The organism is Nesterenkonia aerolata (assembly GCF_031470965.1).
GTDB lineage: Bacteria > Actinomycetota > Actinomycetes > Actinomycetales > Micrococcaceae > Nesterenkonia > Nesterenkonia aerolata.
On the sequence record NZ_JAVKGR010000003.1, the window covers coordinates 104,549 to 122,091 of the forward strand.

At 65.5% G+C, this 17,543-nt stretch carries 19 protein-coding genes and 1 tRNA gene; 9 read left to right on the forward strand and 11 right to left on the reverse strand.

What is annotated here, in order from left to right; translation table 11 throughout:
- Positions 1-44 precede the first annotated feature (44 nt).
- From RIL96_RS04505 to RIL96_RS04525, 5 genes are all read left to right on the forward strand, one after another.
- Positions 45-710, forward strand: a complete 666-nt coding sequence (locus RIL96_RS04505; RefSeq protein ID WP_310547812.1) for a DUF501 domain-containing protein — start codon at positions 45-47, stop codon at positions 708-710.
- The gene (locus RIL96_RS04510; RefSeq protein WP_374761848.1) at positions 710-1,657 is read left to right on the forward strand and encodes a Ppx/GppA phosphatase family protein; all 948 of its coding nucleotides are present in this window, start codon (positions 710-712) and stop codon (positions 1,655-1,657) included. The genes RIL96_RS04505 and RIL96_RS04510 overlap by 1 nt, the downstream gene beginning before the upstream one ends.
- A gap of 31 nt (positions 1,658-1,688) precedes the next feature.
- A complete protein-coding gene (locus RIL96_RS04515; protein WP_310547814.1) occupies positions 1,689-3,059 on the forward strand; it encodes a S8 family peptidase in 1,371 nt (456 codons plus the stop codon).
- A gap of 41 nt (positions 3,060-3,100) precedes the next feature.
- On the forward strand, positions 3,101-4,501 hold the full coding sequence (locus RIL96_RS04520; RefSeq protein WP_310547815.1) for an NAD(P)/FAD-dependent oxidoreductase: 1,401 nt from the start codon (positions 3,101-3,103) through the stop codon (positions 4,499-4,501).
- Between the two features lie 71 nt (positions 4,502-4,572).
- Positions 4,573-4,646: transfer RNA gene (locus tag RIL96_RS04525), tRNA-Leu, on the forward strand.
- 27 nt (positions 4,647-4,673) lie between these two features.
- On the opposite strand, the gene RIL96_RS04530 is transcribed toward RIL96_RS04525, so the two are convergent.
- The 9 genes from RIL96_RS04530 to RIL96_RS04570 form a co-directional block, all read right to left on the reverse strand.
- The gene (locus tag RIL96_RS04530) at positions 4,674-4,859 is read right to left on the reverse strand and encodes a hypothetical protein (protein WP_310547816.1); all 186 of its coding nucleotides are present in this window, start codon (positions 4,857-4,859) and stop codon (positions 4,674-4,676) included.
- Between the two features lie 17 nt (positions 4,860-4,876).
- Positions 4,877-5,314, reverse strand: a complete 438-nt coding sequence (locus RIL96_RS04535) for a DMT family transporter (protein WP_310547817.1) — start codon at positions 5,312-5,314, stop codon at positions 4,877-4,879.
- 54 nt (positions 5,315-5,368) lie between these two features.
- Positions 5,369-5,689 (reverse strand): DMT family transporter, encoded by a 321-nt coding sequence (locus RIL96_RS04540; protein WP_310547818.1) that lies wholly within the window; start codon positions 5,687-5,689, stop codon positions 5,369-5,371.
- Complete coding sequence (locus RIL96_RS04545) at positions 5,686-6,216, reverse strand: nucleoside deaminase (RefSeq protein WP_310547819.1); 531 nt, start codon at positions 6,214-6,216, stop codon at positions 5,686-5,688. The genes RIL96_RS04540 and RIL96_RS04545 overlap by 4 nt, the downstream gene beginning before the upstream one ends.
- Entirely contained in the window at positions 6,213-6,851 is a 639-nt protein-coding gene (locus tag RIL96_RS04550; RefSeq protein ID WP_310547820.1) for a DsbA family oxidoreductase, read from the reverse strand. The genes RIL96_RS04545 and RIL96_RS04550 overlap by 4 nt, the downstream gene beginning before the upstream one ends.
- Positions 6,852-6,944: 93 nt before the next feature.
- Positions 6,945-7,424, reverse strand: coding sequence for a MarR family winged helix-turn-helix transcriptional regulator (locus RIL96_RS04555; protein ID WP_310547821.1), 480 nt, complete (start codon positions 7,422-7,424; stop codon positions 6,945-6,947).
- A gap of 113 nt (positions 7,425-7,537) precedes the next feature.
- Positions 7,538-8,107, reverse strand: a complete 570-nt coding sequence (locus RIL96_RS04560) for a PIN domain-containing protein (RefSeq protein WP_310547822.1) — start codon at positions 8,105-8,107, stop codon at positions 7,538-7,540.
- Positions 8,107-8,541 (reverse strand): helix-turn-helix domain-containing protein, encoded by a 435-nt coding sequence (locus RIL96_RS04565; RefSeq protein ID WP_310547823.1) that lies wholly within the window; start codon positions 8,539-8,541, stop codon positions 8,107-8,109. The genes RIL96_RS04560 and RIL96_RS04565 overlap by 1 nt, the downstream gene beginning before the upstream one ends.
- A 174-nt stretch (positions 8,542-8,715) precedes the next feature.
- On the reverse strand, positions 8,716-10,746 hold the full coding sequence (locus tag RIL96_RS04570; RefSeq protein WP_310547824.1) for a metallophosphoesterase: 2,031 nt from the start codon (positions 10,744-10,746) through the stop codon (positions 8,716-8,718).
- Between the two features lie 253 nt (positions 10,747-10,999).
- On the opposite strand from RIL96_RS04570, the gene RIL96_RS04575 reads away from it, so the two are divergent.
- From RIL96_RS04575 to RIL96_RS04590, 4 genes are all read left to right on the forward strand, one after another.
- Positions 11,000-11,932 (forward strand): Bax inhibitor-1/YccA family protein, encoded by a 933-nt coding sequence (locus RIL96_RS04575; protein WP_310547826.1) that lies wholly within the window; start codon positions 11,000-11,002, stop codon positions 11,930-11,932.
- 150 nt (positions 11,933-12,082) lie between these two features.
- Positions 12,083-13,639: an AI-2E family transporter gene (locus RIL96_RS04580; RefSeq protein ID WP_310547827.1), complete on the forward strand. Its 1,557-nt coding sequence runs from the start codon at positions 12,083-12,085 to the stop codon at positions 13,637-13,639.
- Positions 13,640-13,643: 4 nt separating this feature from the next.
- Positions 13,644-14,918: a threonine ammonia-lyase gene (ilvA, locus tag RIL96_RS04585; protein ID WP_310547919.1), complete on the forward strand. Its 1,275-nt coding sequence runs from the start codon at positions 13,644-13,646 to the stop codon at positions 14,916-14,918.
- 170 nt (positions 14,919-15,088) lie between these two features.
- On the forward strand, positions 15,089-16,249 hold the full coding sequence (locus RIL96_RS04590) for a BREX system ATP-binding domain-containing protein (protein ID WP_310547828.1): 1,161 nt from the start codon (positions 15,089-15,091) through the stop codon (positions 16,247-16,249).
- 54 nt (positions 16,250-16,303) lie between these two features.
- Here RIL96_RS04590 and greA read toward each other — a convergent pair whose 3' ends face one another.
- Entirely contained in the window at positions 16,304-16,807 is a 504-nt protein-coding gene (gene greA / locus RIL96_RS04595) for a transcription elongation factor GreA (protein WP_310547829.1), read from the reverse strand.
- 281 nt (positions 16,808-17,088) lie between these two features.
- Positions 17,089-17,517 (reverse strand): DUF4307 domain-containing protein, encoded by a 429-nt coding sequence (locus RIL96_RS04600; RefSeq protein ID WP_310547830.1) that lies wholly within the window; start codon positions 17,515-17,517, stop codon positions 17,089-17,091.
- Positions 17,518-17,543: the final 26 nt, after the last annotated feature.

The following is a 17,543-nucleotide window of genomic DNA, read 5'->3' on the forward strand; positions in this document are numbered from 1 at the left end:
CACCCCGGCGCGCAGCCGTCCGCCCCGACACCTCGGAGACCCTCATGCCCGACACCGCCCCCACTGATGACGATCTCACCACGCTCAGCCTGCAGCTGGGGCGTCCTGTGCGGGATGTGGTGGAGATCCCCGCACGTTGCACCTGTGGCAACCCGCTGGTGGCGGCCACGGCGCCGCGGCTGAGCAACGGGATCCCCTTCCCGACGACGTTCTACCTCACCCACCCTGCCGCGACCCAAGCGGTCTCCCGGTTGGAGGCCGACGGGGTGATGGCCGAGATGAGTCAGCGGTTGGTCGATGACGCCGAGCTGGCGGCCGGGCACCGTGCCGCCCATGAGAACTATCTGGCGGAGCGGGAGCGCATCCGTGGGCTGGCTGGGCTGGACCCGGTCTGGGAGATCGAGGGGATCAGCGCCGGCGGGTACCCGGAGCGGGTGAAATGTCTGCACGTGCTGGTGGGTCATGCCCTGGCCGTGGGCCCGGGAGTCACGCCGCTGGGGGACGAGGCCTTGGAGCGTATCGCCGCTGATTTCAGCCCGGAGCGGTGCGTCTGCGCCGACTCCTGGGATGCGCAGGCCGAGGTGCCCTCGGAGGATCTGAGCCGGCATGTGCGGCTGCTGCGTCAGCGCGAGCAGGAGCGGGCAGCCGTAGAAGCAGCCGTAGAATCAGGCTCTGCAGAGGAGAACACGCCGGGACGGGAGAGCCAGTGATGAGGACCGCGGCTATCGACTGTGGAACCAACTCCATCCGACTGCTGATCGCTGACGTCGCCGATGACGGGGCTTCGCTGAGCGACGTCGAACGGCAGATGCGCGTGGTTCGCCTGGGGGAGGGGGTCGATGCCACCGGTGAGCTCTCCGAGGCCGCACTGGGGCGGACCTTCGCGGCTCTCGATGAGTATGCCGCACTGATCCGTGAGCACGGTGCGCAGCGGGTGCGTTTCGTGGCCACCTCTGCCACCCGCGACGCGCGCAATCGGGACGAGTTCATCCAGGGGGTGCGCGCTCGTCTCGGTGTCTCCCCGGAGGTCATCTCCGGTGAGGAGGAGGCGGCGCTGTCCTTCGCCGGTGCGGCGTCGGTGCTGGAATGGGACCAGGATCAGCGGGTGCTCGTCGTCGATCTCGGCGGCGGTTCCACGGAATTCGTGCTCGGCACGGCAGCCGGGGTCCACAGTGCGGTGTCCACCGATATGGGCTGTGTGCGCTTCACCGAACGGTACTTGCACGGTGATCCGCCTGATCAGGAGCAGATCGCCGCAGCTGAGGCCCAGGTGCGGGAGTTCCTTGAGGAGGTCGGCGGCCGCGTACCGCTGGCCGAGGTGCAGACCGTGGTCGGTGTGGCCGGAACGATCACCACGGTGACGGCCCAGGCTCTGGGGCTGCAGAGCTATGACCGCGCCGCCATCCACGGTGCTGAGCTGGATCTGCCGTGCATCACCCGAGCCGCCGGTGACCTGCTGGCCGCGACCCGTGAGCAGCGTACGGCCAAGGGGTTCATGCACCCGGGTCGGGTGGACGTGATCGGTGCCGGTGCGTTGATCTGGCGGACCATCCTGGCCCAGCTCCGTGTGCTCACCGATGGGCGTGTGGATTCGGCGATCGCCTCCGAACATGACATTCTCGACGGAATCGCCCTGTCGGCAGCACGGCAGAGCTGAGCAGATCCAGGACCCACCGGACGTGACACCTATGACTCCAGATGCACATCGCCCCCGGCGGCCGCGCCGGGTGGTCACCGTACTTCTCGCCGTGCCGGTGGTGGCGGCCTCCTTAGTGGGCCCCGGCGCCCCGGCGGCGACGGTGGCCCCGGAGGAGCTGCCGGATGAAACCCTCGACGAGCTCCGCGACTCCGAGTACTGGTTGGAGGACTACGGAGTGGAGGAGGCCTGGGAGACCACTCGCGGTGAGGGCGTGCGGATCGCAGTGCTCGATACCGGCGTCGACGGTTCCCACCCGGTGCTCGAGGGCGCTGTTACCGCGGGCACGGACGTCTCGGGCTCCGGTGGTGACGGGGGACCGGTGGAGCAGGTGGCCCAGGAACACGGCACGCTCGTGGCCTCCTTGGCGGCTGGCCGTGGTGAGCCCACCGGCTCCCGGGAGGACTCCGGTGTCGTCGGTGTGGCCCCGGAGGCCGAGATCCTCAGCGTGTCGATGAACCTGGCCATCTCCGATGACGGCAGCACCGAGCTGGAGGATCAGGTCATCGAGGCGGTGGACTGGGCGATCGAGAACGACGCCGACATCATCAATATGTCCTTCTCCATGCCGGATGCCCAGCAGTGGCCGGAGTCTTGGGATGAGGCGTTCCTGCGTGCTGAGCAGGAGGATGTGCTGATCGTGGCCGCGGCGGGAAACCGGATGAGCGGGCATTGGAGCGTGGGCGCGCCGGCCACAGTGCCCGGAGTGTTGACCGTGGCCGGAGTGGATGAGAACGGCAGCGTCAGTGAGGACGCCTCCTCTCAGGGGATCTCCATCGACATCTCGGCGGCCGCGGAGCCGCTGGTCGGAGCGATCCCCGAGGACGGCTACGCCGAGTGGACCGGGACCTCCGGTGCTGCGCCCATCGTCTCCGGAGCGGCTGCGCTGGTCCGTGCCGCGCATCCGGAGCTCTCCGCCGCCGAGGTGCGGCAACGGCTGATGGCCACCGCGTCTGCGGCCGATGAGGGTGCGGCTGAGGGCCGTGATCCGGTCTACGGTCGCGGAATCCTCGACGTCGGCGAGGCGGTGGGCGCCACTGAGGTGCCGGAGCTCGAGGACTCTGAGCAGCAGTCCCTGGAGGAGTGGATCCGTGTCCACCGTCGGGACGAGGGCGAGGACGGCGAAGACGGTGAAGGGGATGCCGAGGAGACCGCGCAGGCCACTGACCCTCAGCAGGGCGACGACGCCGATGACGCCAGTGATGACGCGACCTCGGACGGTGCGCCGCGGGATATGCCCGAGGCCACGGCCACGGATGACGTCCAGGCCTGGGCGGGTCCGGCCGTCGTCGTCGGTGCGGCAGTGGTGGTCCTCGCGGTGTTGATCGGCGCGGCGGTCCACCTGAGATCCCGCCGCCGCTGAGCGATTCTCGCCGTCGCCGCAATCTCGCTAGGATGAGACTCATGGCACTCTCTCAGAAGCTCTCCCAGAAGCCTCGGATCCTCGTCGTCGGTGGTGGCTACGTCGGCCTCACCGTTGCGCAGAAGCTCCAGAGGAAGGTCAAGGACGCCGGCGGCATCGTCACCGTGGTGGACCCGCTGCCCTATATGACATATCAGCCGTTCCTGCCGGAGGTCGTCGGCGGCCATATCGAGGCCCGCCACGCCGTGGTGAACCTGCGTGACCACCTGCGTGACTCCGAACTGCTCAACGGCTCGCTGGTCTCAGTGGACCACGCCGGGCGCTCGGCCACTGTCGAACTCAATGACGGTGAGACGCTCGAGGTGCCGTATCAGGAGATCGTCATGGGTGCCGGGGCGACCACCCGCACCTTCCCCATCGAGGGTCTGGGTGACCAGGGCGTCGGCCTGAAGACCATCGAAGAGGCGGTGTACCTGCGCAACCGCATCCTGGAGCGCGTCGAGACTGCCTCGACCATGACGGATGAGACGGCCAAGGCCCGTGCGCTGACCTTCACTGTGGTCGGCGGAGGCTTCGCCGGCATCGAGTGCATCGCGGAGATGGAGGACATCATCCGTGCCGCCGTGGACGCCAACCCGCGGCTGAGCCAGTCCGATGTGCGCATCGTGATGGTCGAAGCTATGGGCCGGATCATGCCGGAGGTCTCGGAGGACCAGGCCGAAGGCGTGGTGGAGCACCTGCGCGGCCGCGGCATCGAGGTGCTGCTGAACACCTCGCTGGGTTCGGCGGTGGACGGTGATCTGCAGCTGATCAACATGGCGGATAAGTCTGAGGCTGATCGCTTCGGCTGCGACACCTTGGTATGGACTGCTGGTGTGGCGGCGAACTCCGTGGCGAAGTCCACCGGGTTCCCGATCGATGAGCGCGGCCGGATCACCGTGGCGGCCACGCTGCAGATCGTCGGCGAGGACGGCGACGTCATCGACGGCGCGTGGGCAGCCGGCGACGTCGCCGCCGTGCCGGACCTCACCGGGGCCGGGCCGGGCGGTTTCTGCGTGCCGAACGCTCAGCACGCGCTGCGTCAGGCCAGGCAGCTGGCGCAGAACCTGACTGCTGTGCGCTTCGGGCAGGGCCAGGTGGATGAGTACCGCCACGAGTCCCTGGGTGCTGTGGCCGGGCTGGGCATGTTCAAGGGCGTGGGTAACCCCAAGGGTGTGAAGCTCGCCGGGTTCCCGGCCTGGTTGGCCCACCGTGGCTACCACGGCATGGCGATCCCGACGGTGGAGCGTTCTGTGCGCATCGCCACCGGCTGGGTGAACGAACTGCTCTTCGGCCGGGACTTCACCGAGCTGCGGGATCTCGACCAGCCCCGCGAGGCCTTCGAGAAGGCGGCGGGCAAGAAGAAGGACGAGAAGAAGGCCGCCGCGCGGCCCCGCGTGTGAGTTCTGGTATGGGGTGAGGGTGGCCCGCACCTGTTTACGGTGCGGGCCACCCTCACCCCGTTCTCAGATCAGCCCCTATAGCCCAACCGGCAGAGGCAGCCGACTTAAAATCGGTCCAGTCTGGGTTCGAATCCCAGTGGGGGCACTCCTGAGGTCCAGAAGTCCTGGGTTCTCATCGGGAGCAGCGTGGTGCGGTCACCGCGACGAGCACTCCGGCGATGGCCATCGCTGCGTTGAAGCTGAAGGCCCATGAGTACCCAGCCGCCCCTGCGGTCTGGGCGACGATGATGGTCAGGATCGCGATGCTGAACTGCGCCACATTGATCGTGACCAGCGCCAGCCATTGAACCGGTGCCATCGAACGAGTCCTGACGCTCATTGACTGGTTCCAGTCGTGTGCGTTCTCCGATGATAAGAGTCGGCAGCCTCGTTCGTGAGCGCGGGGCTGTCGGCGAGTTTGAGCCAGATGACACCGCCGATGATGACCGCGAGCCAGAAGCCCTTGACCAGGGTCAGGGTCTCATCGAAGAACACCGGGCCAAGCAAGGCGGCGCCGATAGCTCCGATGCCAGCCCAGACTGCATAGCCGATACCGACGTCGATCCTCTTCAACGCCACACTGAGGAAGAACAGAGTGAGTAAGAAGAACGCCACGGCGATCGAGGACCACAGGGGATCGGTGAAACCTTCGCTGCCATTGACGGACAGGGCATAGCCGACCTCGAAGATGCCGGCGATGATCAGAGCGGCCCAGGGTCCACCCTTCGTCGTCGCAGTTTCGGCTGGCGGAGTGTGTGTTGGTGCCGTCGTCATAGATTCGGTCCTTTCAATACTGAGGAATCTCAATATCTGGGGGTCAGCGGCCGGTTAGGCCGCTGCTGAGAGGTTGAGTCCGACGACGCCGCCGATGACCACGGCGATGCCCGCGAACTTCCTCCAGGTCAACTGCTGGGAGAGGAACAGGGCGCCGACGATGACAATCCCGACGCCTGACAGTGAGGTCCACAGCGCGTATCCGACGCCGACGTCGAAGGTCAGCAGGGCGAGGCTGAGGAAGAAAGTAGCGATGGCGCCACTGACGAGGGTGGAGACGGTCCACCAGAGTTTGGTGAAGCCCTGTGCCTTACCTGCCGAGATGCCCACGGCGACCTCGAAGATGATCGCGATGCCTAAGAAGAGCCAGCTCATGATAGCGGTGTTCCTTTCGGTGGGGTGTCCGGCTGCGGGGATGCGCGACCGGAAGGGTGGAGGGTTAGATAACGAGTGAAGGGTTCGATGGCCCGTGCGACTGGCAGGGGCTGGAGGAGTGCGTCGCGCCGGGTGTCGGTGACGCCGAACGCGGGGTAACTGGCCAGGTAGTCGAATCCGTAAGCGGCAGCCTCGTCCCGGTCGGCGGCGACGTAGATGGCCTCAATACCGTGATTGATCGCGTACCGATAGCACAGTCCGCAGGGCTCGCCTGTGGCCAACAGCACCGTGCCGGTCAGTGTGTCGAGCCCGTGGGTGGCCATGGCCTCGCGCATGGCGACGACCTCAGCGTGGGCCATCGGATCACCGGTCTCGGCTACGCGGTTGACTCCGAATCTGGAGAGCATCTGGCCGGCCTTATTGACCACAACACCGACGAACGGCAACCCGCCGGCATTGACGTGATGGGTGCATGTTTCAATGGCTTGATCCATCACCGAGCGCAGTACGGTGTCTGTGGTGTTCATGATCGAGCCTCCGAACGGGTTGCTTCGGTGTGCTCGGTTTTCTGGTCGGTGAGCTGGTCGATGACCTTCTTCAACCGCCTCGCGCTGGGCACACCGCGCAGCACCTGGCCCTCGACCACCACGCCGGGCACCACATCCAGGCCCACCGTGCCCACCGCGTAGTCGTGATCAGCCCGCTGCCTCTGCCGGCGCTGCTCACTGCTCAGGGCCTCCTCGACCTCGGTCTGCTCTAGGCCGACGGAGGTGGCGACGTCGATGATGACTTCATCGAGTCCGATGTTGCGATCCTGCTGGAAGAACGCTGCGAACATCGCTTCGGTGTACTCCTGAGCCAGGCCCTGTTCTTGGGCCAGTTGCAGAACCATGAAGGCTTTCTCGGTGCGCGGCTGCGGGGAGATCGAGGGAAGGGCCATGGGTACCCCGACCCGCTCGGCCATCGGGTACACCGACTGCTGCCACACCCGTGGCAGGTACTCATCCTCAGGACGCAGTGTCGGCACCGGGGCCGGGCGCAGTTCGAAGGGGCGGATGGTGACGTTGACATCGCGGTCACGCTTGACCTCTTCGATGGCTGGTTCGACCAGGAAGCAGAAGGGGCAGACGTAGTCCACGAAGACATCGATCTGGGTGGTCATGACAAGGGTTTCCTTTCATGGGATTTATTAGTGCATGTACATGCAGGTATAAGTGTAGAGAGAGCTGCTGATGGAGGGTGGATCAGTCCGCGCTCAGGTGGTCAGTAGCGACTCGATCTCGTGCAGTGCGTAGCTGAGATGCCCCGCGTCGAGGTGCGGGAAATGGGTTGAGCTGTTCTCCAGAAGCTCGCGCACTCTCGCTGCGTAGGGGCCTTTGGCCTCACGCAGGAGGTCCTCGCCGGCTTCGGTGATGACAGCGTAAACGCCGCGCCCGTCGTCCTCGCAGACGTCCCGCTGTGCGTAGCCTTTAGTCTCCAGGCGGGTGACCAGTCGTGTGGCCGAGGTCTGGTTCAGTCCGACCTTCTGGGCCAGATGGTTGACCCGCAGCTCCTTCTCCGAGGTCTGGCTGACGAAGCTCAGGGCACGGAACTCGGTGAGCCCAACCCGGTAGGTGTTGCCCAGCCACTTGTCCAGACTCGCGTCCATCGCTGAGGCGAAGGCCGCGACCTTCGCCCACGTGATGCTGATGTCACTCGCGTGGGATGCTCCTGAAGTATCTACCTGCATGTGCATGCAATGACAGTACCACACTCGCTCGGATCGCAAGTCCGTTGCTCCGTACGCCGTGAGGCCGCGCCAATGGCTGTGTCGCCGGGCACCCTGGGTGACCTGAACGATCGCCGCCTTCAGTCCACATGGCTCTGCCAGAGATGCCGGATTCGGGCCACGGTTCGGGGCGCTTCGATGGCCAGGCTTTCTAGGACATCATCCTCAGCGGACTGGCTCCTGGTGCGTGCATGTGCGATGGCGCTGATCACACTGTCAAGCGCGTGGGGGTCCGCGTCGAGAAAGTTGGTGAGGAAGTCGTCAGGATGTTGTGCCGTGATCCCAACTGTGGATAAGGCATCGCTGGGGAAGTCCCGAAGGTTCTTGGTGATGATGTGCGTGGCTTGTGCGTTCATGGCAGCTGCTACGACGTGGCGGTCGTCGGGGTCAGGCAGGCTGATGCCTTGCAGGATGTCTTCGTCACCAGTGACTATGACGTCGCGGATGGAGTCGTTCATGAGCTGACGAGTGCGGGCGAGGCGAGTCTGATCGAGGTCGGGACGGTTTGTCCGAAGGTTGCGGAAGACCTCGTCAAGAATGAGGTGACTCCATTTGGGCTGGCAGAGTCCGGATAGGCCGACCCGAATCAGCACGTCGCGCAGAGTGGAGGGGTAAAGAACGCATGCGTCATAGACGACGACCTGGGCCATCAGGTGAGTTCGAGTTCGACAGTCTCGGCGGCAAGGGTGTCAGCGGCATCGGTGCGCCGGACGTTGTCGTTGCGTAGATAGTGGATTAGTGAGGCGGCATCGATACGTCGATGGCTGCCGACCATCCGATGGGTGATCTGCTCCGAATCGAGAAGCCTGATGAGGAAAGGGCGAGACACATTGAGTAGGTCTGCGGCCTGTTGGGTGGTTAACTCGGCTGAGGAAGGTACAACGGTGACCGCTTGGCCGTGCGCAAAGCTGTCGAGAATCTTCGTGAGTGCGGTCAGGGCCGCGCGCGGTACTTCAACGCTGCCGTGGGAATTCCCCACTTGTATCGGAACGTCGGACCCCAATGCTTCGGCGAGTCCTCTCAGTGCAGTAGCGGCAAGTTCGGTCTCTGCAGGTTCCGGAGTCAGCTGGGCTATCGTGGACATCTGCACTCCTCAGTGAAATAAACGAAGCAGGTGAAATAAGTCTACCTGGTGGGTCTCTCGGTCATACGGACGTTGCCCACGTCGAGTCCCTGCCTGCGTTCCCCGGAGAAGTCGTTGGGTCTCCTGGCGGGTGTGTGGCTGTCGGCCGCAGCCGACAGCCACACACCCGGGCGCTCAGTCCTCCAGGGTGAGGGTGAAGGTGGAGGTGTGGCTGCTGCCGTCATCGCCGTAGACGGTGATGGTCACCTCGAACACCCCGGCCTCGGCCGGCTCCCCGCCGATCGAACGCTCTGCTGAGGCATCGGCCTCATCCTGGATATCGCGCAGGTGCAGACCCTCCGGCAGGCCGTCCACCTGGACATCGGCGCTGTCCGTCGCCGGAATCTCCAGGGGCTCCATCTCCTCGCCTCGGGACACCGTCACATCCTCGATCGATGGTGCCGAGGCTGAGGGCCCCGGCTGCTCCGGGGGCACCTGCGGTTCCTCCGTCGGCTCGGGCGCCTCCGTCTCACGGTGGGTCTCAGCCTCCTCCGCGGCCTCTGCGAGATCCGTGCCCAGCAGCACCTGATCTGTGGAGACCGTGGTCTGCCGGGTGCTGATATCCACTGGGACGGTGAATTCATCGGTGCCGGGCAGATAACTGCGATTGCCGGTGTCATAGCCCATGGCTCCGTGCTCATCCAGCCGGGGCGAATAGGTGTTCACCGTCATCTGGGCAGCATCCATGTCGAACTGCAGCAGTCGCAGGAAGCCGGTGTTCCGCTCTCCGTCGATCTCATAGTTCTGATAATCCGCCAGCATCTCGAACACCGGCCCGCCCTCTCCCTGGCGGTTCACGTGCCACGCCGTGCCGTGGTAATGCCCGGAGAGCACCAGGAAGACGTTGTCATGGGGTTTGACGACCTGCTCCCGCAGCAGCAGCCCGCCTCCGCCGTAGCCGCCGATGTCAGGCTTCGCCGCATCCTGAGCATTCGAGGCACGCAGATAGGCGTGGCTGAGCACGATGGCGTCACGGTCGGGGAAGGCGCTGAGGATCTCCCCAGCCCACTGGCGCTGCGCATGGGTGTGCCCGTATGGCAGGTGCACGGCGATGAACTCCTGGCCGCCGGCGGAGAACAGATCGTAATGGGCGGAATTGTCGCCTTCGCGCCACGGCCCGCCGTAGGAGGCGTTCTCCCAGGACTGGGAGGCCTGCTCATACCGTTCGGCCGGGAAGTACTCGTTGAACAGGTGGTTGCCTTCGGTGCCCCACCAGTTGTCATGGTTGCCGGGCAGGATGCCGTTGGGCACCCCGGCGTCATCGAGGATGCTCTGCATCTGCGAGGCGAACTCGAACTCCTCGCGCGCCTGATCCTCGGAGTGGATCCCCGGCAGCATCCAGTTCTCGATGATGTCACCGGTGTGCCCGGTGTAGGCGATGTTCCGTTGTTCCGCGTTGTCTGCGATCCACTGCATCTGCGCACGGTAGGCCTCGGCGAAGCGGTCCTGGGCGGCAGCATCCAGCGTCTCGTCGACGGCGCCTTCGGAGAGGAACTGGGTGTCTGTGACGTGGGCGATGCTGAAGTCGTAGTCCTCCGGTGAGAGGAAATCCCCGGTGACCTCTTCTTCTCCGGGGATGCTGAACTCGGCCGATCCGGTGGTGAAGGGGTCCTCGGCGACGACGGCGAGACGCGCCTGCCCGTCGAGGGCGTGGGACTCATCCACCGGGCCTTCCAGAACCGTCTGCTCCGGTGCGCTGCCGGTGCTGCGGGAGACCTCCTCCCACTGCTCAGTCCCGGGGTTCCAGACGAGCAGTGCGACCTCACGCTGAGGATCCACAGTGCCTGTCCAACGCGCCGACTGCTCACCTCCGGGGTGCTCCAGGGCGAAGATCTGGTGCGGGGAGTCCTCAGCTTCAGTGGCCAGCTCCTCGCCGTCGGCCTCGGGCAGGGTGCCGTCGACGGAGTCGGCGGGGACGAAATTTGCGGACTCGGGGGAGGGCGGAAGATGGGCGGCGGCGCCTTCGGCCACAGCCTGGGCAGTGGCGGGGGAGTCGGCGTCGCCGGTGGCTTCCTGCTCGGCCTGCGGTGCCGCGGCGGCCGGAGCGGCGATGCTCAGCCCGAGTGTGAGCGCGGTCAGGGTCGTCAGATGTCTGGTGCTGCGAACAGAGTCGGGAGCAGTGCGAACACGGGGTGATGCCCAGGGGGCTGTCGTCTCTGAAGACATGATGCCCAAGGTAATGACCGCTGAGTAACGTAGGGCCAGGACGCCACGACCAATGGTGGAACGCACGGTGAACCGGCGTTCGCGCTGGGGAGAAACCCGGCCTGGCCGTTCGGCGCTTTCGACGCCGATAGGTACACTTGAGCATCAGGCGCAGAGTCTCTGCCGGATGTCCCGCCCCGCGCGGGTCTCCCGGGTCAGAACTGCTGTGCAGGTCTGAGACCGCAACCGGCAACTGAGGAGAACGGCCCGAGATATGTCCAACCCGATCTTCAACACGCAGGCCTTCCCGGACCAGTTCAACGAGAATAAGCGCCAGCGCAGCTTCACTCTGAACGGCCAGGGCCACGTCACCGAGAACACCCAGTACCCCGCGCAGGGACAGACCTACGCCCAGCAGCACGGGATGCCCGGTCAGCAGACGGGGCAGTACGGCCAGCAGGCCGGTGCCGAGCAGCTGCACCAGATGTACGGTCAGCCCTCGCCGTCCGGTCAGGACATGGGCCGGATGACCTTCGACGACGTCATCCGCAAGACGCTCATCAGCTTCGTGGTCGTCATGCTGGGCGCCGGGGTCTCGGTCACCGCGGGCGTCACCGCACCGGCCGTGCTGTACCCGCTGATGCTGGTCGGTGTCTTCGGCGGTCTGATCCTCGGCCTGGTCAACGCCTTCAAGCGCGAGCCCAATGTGGCCCTGATCCTGGCCTACAGTCTGACTCAGGGGCTGTTCATCGGTGCCTTCTCCTTCATTCTGGAGATGCAGTTCCCCGGCATCGTCGTGCAGGCCGTGGTGGCCACGCTGATCGTCTTCGGCACCATCCTGGCGCTGTTCAAGTCCGGTAAGGTCCGGGCCACCCCGAAGCTGACCAAGATGTTCATGGTGGCAGCGACCGCCTACCTCATCTTCTGCCTGGTGAACTTAGGCTTCATGCTGCTCGGCGGCACCAGCTCCATGTTCGGTCTGCGCACTGAGTTCAGCCCGTGGATCGGCTTGGCGATCGGCGCCCTGGCCATCCTGCTGGCCACCTACTCGCTGGTCATGGACTTCACCAACATCGACGAGGGCGTCAAGGCCGGTGTGGCCCAGCGCTACGGCTGGTCGGCGGCCTTCGGTCTGACGGTCTCCATCGTGTGGCTCTACATCGAGATCCTGCGCATCATCGCCATCATCCGGTCCATGGGAGACTGACGGCGGCGCGGCACGACGTACACCGCAGCGATACACACAGCGGACACACACCCTGCACAGCAAGCGGGTCTGCACCGAACCATCGGGTTCGGTGCAGACCCGCTTGCTGTCGGTTCGGGGACCCTCTGATGCTGTGTCAGGATGGTACGCATGACATCTGAACGAGAGCAGGTTCCCGCTGGTGCGCCCGCCCAGGCCGACACCCCGGAGGCGGCCCATGGGCCGGGGTGGGCCAGTGTGGCCCGGCATGGCCAGGACCCTGCCGTCCCGCGCCGGGAGCTGATGTCCGAGGAGCAGCGCATCCAAGAGGACATCCCCTGGGGCGTGCGGATCGCGGCCTCCTGGTCCTGGCGGGTGCTGATCATCCTGGCCTTCACCGGGGTGATGATCTGGCTGCTCTCCTATGTCTCCCTGGTGATCATCTCCCTGCTGATCGCCGCCCTGCTGGCCACGCTCATGCGCCCGGTGCACAACTTCTTCCGGATGCTGAAGTTCCCGGAGATCTTCGCGGCGATCAGCTCGATCATCGTGCTCATCGGTTTCGTCGCCGGACTGCTCTACCTGGTCGGTCAGGAGATCGTCCAGGGCTTCGCCGACATGGCGGGACAGGTCACTGAGGGTCTCACCGAACTGCTGAACATGGCTGAGGAGATCGCCTCCGGATTCGGCATGGAGCTCTCCTCAGACCAGCTGACCTCCTGGCTGCAGGAGCTGCAGTCGACGATCCAGGACAACTCCGGGGCCATCATGGGCGGGGCGATGAGCATCGGCTCCACCGCCGGGAACATCGTCACCGGGCTCATCCTCGCGCTGTTCACGCTGATCTTCTTCCTCTCCGACGGTCGCCGGATGTGGGACTTCTCGGTGAACTTCGTGCCGCGCAAGCACCGTCCCGCTGTCCACGGGGCCGGTCGCCGCGGCTGGCAGGCACTGTCCTCCTACGTGCGGGTCCAGGTCTTCGTCGCCGCCGTCGACGCCGTGGGCATCGGCGTCGGGGCGGCGATCCTCGGAGTGCCCTTGGCCCTGCCGGTGGCCGTGCTGGTCTTCCTCGGTGCCTTCATCCCGATCATCGGTGCAGTGCTTACCGGGGCCATCGCAGTGCTGCTGGCACTGGTGGCCAACGGTCTGGTCAATGCTCTGCTCATGCTCGGCGTGGTGCTGCTGGTCCAGCAGGTCGAATCCAATGTCCTCCAGCCGATCGTGATGGGCAAGGCTGTCAACATTCATCCGCTGCCGGTGGTGCTCGCAGTGACCGGCGGCACCCTGCTGCTGGGCATCGTCGGCGCCCTGTTCGCCGTTCCTGTGCTGGCGTTCCTCAACCGCGCGGTGCGCTATATCGCCAATGAGGAATGGCGCCGCGACGATGAAGCTATGGAGATGGACCGCAGGCTCCAGGAAGAGGGCGCCATCCAAGAGGTGGAGCAGGCGGAGCTGGAAGCTGAGGAGCGCGCGAAGCTAGCCGGGCTGAAGAACCGGATCAAAGCCTCAGTGCCCAGCCTGGCCGCCGGCTTCCATTCCCGCGGACATCACCAGGACGCCGAAGAGCAGGCCGATGAGGGCTCAGGCGGATCGAGCCGGACGGGTTCAACTGAGGCAGAGGACGCCGCTGAGGCTTCCGCGGAGGGTCCGCGCCGATCTGAGCCCGACGACTTCGGTGATGAAGAGGAGGGAGTCCGTGGCGAGGCCGGCGAGCAGGACGGGCGATGAGATGATGCAGAGCACCGCTGCCGAGGCCGCGCAGCACCTGGAACAGATGAGTGTCCAGCTCGAGGACATCGAGGCTGCCCAGCAGCTGCTCGACGGCGTCATCGTCCGCACCCCTTTGGAGCATTCCCGTGCACTGGGCCGGATGACCGGCGCCACAGTGCACCTGAAATGTGAAAACCTGCAGCGGGCCGGTTCTTTCAAGGTCCGCGGCGCTTATGTGCGCATGGCTCGGCTCACTGAGGAACAGAAGGCGTGCGGTGTGGTGGCCGCCTCCGCCGGAAACCACGCCCAGGGGGTCGCATTGGCGGCCAAGAAGCTCGGTATCCGGGCGACGGTCTACATGCCCCGCGGTGTGGCGCTGCCCAAACTGGCGGCGACCCGGGACCACGGGGCCGAAGTGGTGCTCCACGGGTCGAACGTCGATGAGGCTCTGGCCGAGGCCGAGCGCTTCGCCACCGAGACCGGTGCGGTGTTCATCCACCCGTTCAATAACGAGGACGTCGTCGCCGGGCAGGGGACCATCGGCTTGGAGATCCTGGATCAGCAGCCGGATGTGGACACTGTGATCACCAGCATCGGCGGGGGCGGCCTGCTGGCGGGCACTGCGGTGGCCATCAAGCAGGAGGCGGCGCGTCGTGGCCGTACGGTGCGGGTGATCGGCGTCCAGGCGGCCAATGCCGCCGCCTACCCGCCTTCGCTCGCCGCTGATGCGGTGGTGCCGCTGAAGGGTGTGCGCACCATCGCCGACGGCATCGCCGTCGGGCGTCCCGGGCAGATCCCCTTCGACATCATCCGTGAGCTCGTCGACGAGGTCGTCACCGTCAGCGAGGACTCGATCGCCCAGGCGCTGATCTTCCTGATGGAGCGCTCGAAGATGGTGGTCGAGCCCGCCGGTGCGGTCTCTGTGGCGGCGTTGCTGGAGGGCAAGCTCAAGGGGCTCGGCCTCAATCCACGCTCCGTGGTGGCCGTGCTCTCCGGCGGGAACATCGACCCGATGCTCATGCTCAAGGTCATCCAGCGGGGTCTCTCGGCCGCAGACCGTTTCCTGACGGTCAAGCTCATGCTCAAGGACCGCCCCGGTGAGCTGGCCACGATCTCGAAGATCATCTCCGACGCCGACGCCAACGTCACCGGCGTCGATCACTCACGGATCGGCGGGGCGCTGTCCATGGGAGACGTCTCGATCACCATCACCATGGAGACCAAGGGCACCGAGCACTCCCACCAGGTGCTCGACGACCTCCGCCACGCCGGCTATGAACCCATCGTGATGAACTGACGCGGGGTGAACTGAGTCCTGCCTGCCGCCGCTCCACCAGGATCTCGCCGTCTCACAGCGTCTGTGCCGCGACAGATATAAAAGGTATAAAAGATATAAAGCGCACAAAAGGTGCGTCGACGATAACAGCGCGCAGGGTGGGGCAGCGCGGCACCTGAGAGGGAGGCTAAATGTCGAGGAATCCCTTCAAACCCACTGCTGGTGCGACGCCCCCTGTGCTCGTGGGGCGTGAACCTGCTCTCGAGGAACTCGACGAAGCTCTGGACGACGGGGCCGGCTCTCCCTACCTGCTCCAGTTCGTCACTGGTGCGCGAGGTGCGGGTAAGACGGTGATGCTCACGGAGATGGGGCGTCGCGCGCGGGAACGCGGGTGGATCGTCGTCGATGAGACGGCGACCCCTGGGCTGCTGACACGGTTGACTCGTGCGGTGAGGCACCATCGAGAACAGCTCGGCAGTCCCGATCGATCCCGGATCTCGGGAGTCGGACTGAACATCCTGGGAACCGGCGGTGATGTCCGGATGGAGGGTGCACCGCGTGAGGCGCCTGATCTCCGTGATGAGATCGGCGCACTGTGTGACGCGATGGACCGCCACGACGGAGAGACCGGGCTCATCATCACCGTGGATGAGATCCACACCATCCGCCAAGAGGAGTTGGATGAGCTGGCGGCGATCATCCAGCACCTCATCCGGGAAGATCGCTCGGTGGGCCTGCTGATGGCAGGGATTCCCCAGGCGGTGGAGCAGATGATCGCCGACAACGCGCAGCGGCCCAAGGTCAGCACGTTCCTGCGTCGAGCGGAGCGCACGGTTCTGGAGCATGTGCCGCTGGCGGACGTCGCGGCGGCTTTCCAGCAGACGATCTCCGAAGGAGGCCGGAGCATCTCCGAAGAGGTGGCGTGGGAATGCGCGCGGGCGACGAGCGGATACCCCTTCATGATCCAGCTCGTCGGATTTCATACCTGGCGCGTCGGCCGAGAAGGGCCGGTGACCAGAGAGCACGTGACCCAGGGGAGGGCCAAAGCGCGGAAACGGTTGGGGGAGCTGGTCCACGCGCCGGCGCTGCGAGACCTCTCAGCCGTCGACCGCACGTTTCTGACGCATATGTCCGTCGATGATGGCCCCTCGAGATACGCCGATCTGCGCACGCGCATGGGTGAAACCCCGAACTACATCAGCGTGTATCGGGACAGGCTCATCCGTGCGGGTATGATCCAACCCTCTGCGGTCCACGGACATGTCGAGTTCGCGCTGCCGGAGCTCCGCGGCTACCTGAGGGAACATGCAGCGCAACTAGTGGCCGAAGTCAATGAGGACGATCAGGGCTGAGCTGGGCCGGTTCGACCGCTCACCTGGCCCGGCTCTGGAGTCTGCTCGACCAGCTCAGCCGGAGAACGGCTGTGCCGCGACGATCGTCACAGGGATGTCCTTGCCGTTGGGCGCGGCATAGGTGAGCTCATCGCCGACCTTATGGCCGTTGATGGCCTCACCGATGGGGGAGCGCAGCGAGTAGACGTCGAGGTCCGAGTCCCCGGCGATCTCCCGGTTGCCGAAGAGGAAGGTCATCTCGCTGCCGGCGATCTTCGCGGTGACCATCATGCCCGGCTCCACGACGCCGTCGTCGGCCGGAGCGTCACCCACGTAGGCGTGCTCCAGCAGGTCGGAGAGATAGCGGATACGGGCTTCAGCCTTGCCCTGCTCCTCCTTGGCCGCGTGGTAGCCGCCGTTCTCCTTGAGGTCGCCCTCTTCACGGGCGGCTTCGATGCGATCGACGATCTCCTGGCGACCCGGGCCGCTGAGGTGCTCCAGCTCGGCCTTGAGCCGGTCATACGCCTCCTGGGTCAGCCACTGCGAGTTCTCGTCGGTCTCGTGAGCGTTGGTCGCCACAGTCGTCTCTCCTCGTTGCGATACATGCAAAAAGACCCCGCCTGACAGGTGGGACGGCTCCGGACCTTCTGCCCGAGGCGCCCCCTGGCGGGGTGGTCGTGATGCGTTCCGATAAGCATAGTTGCTCAGCCGGGGCGCCTCAACGTGACGACGTGCCGGCTGGGGCGGCGTCCCTCGTTCAGAGCGTGAGGGCGAAGGCCGCGACGAACATCGCCAGCAGAGCCAGCGCGATCGGAGCGCGCATCCGGTAGAGCAGCGAATCCCGTCTCATCCCTCGACTCTCACCCCTCGACCTCCCAGCACTGGTCCACGATGCCGGTGACGGCCCGGTACTCGGTCCGCAGGTCCGTCTGGTAGTAGCGGCTGCGGTCTGCGGCGCCGGAGCCCTCGTCCTCCGGGCCGATGGTGACCGTGGTCGCCCCGACGACGGCGTAGGAGGAGTCCAGCGCGTGGATCATGCACTGGGCGGTGACGTCGAGATCCTTGGCGACTTCGTAGTCCACCGTCATTTCCGTGTCCGAGTGGATGGTGTACCCGACGTCCTTATAGGTCAGTTGCCCGGCGGCATTGCCGATCGCGAAATACACGGTCACCAGGACGGCCGCGAGCAGCGCGCCGATGATCAGCCACCGCCGAGTCCGTGGACTGGGTCCGGAGCCGGTGGTGCCGTAGCGTGCGGCGAGGGTGTCCTGAGTGGGCGTGTCCGTCATCGCGACTATTCTAGAGTGTCGGACCT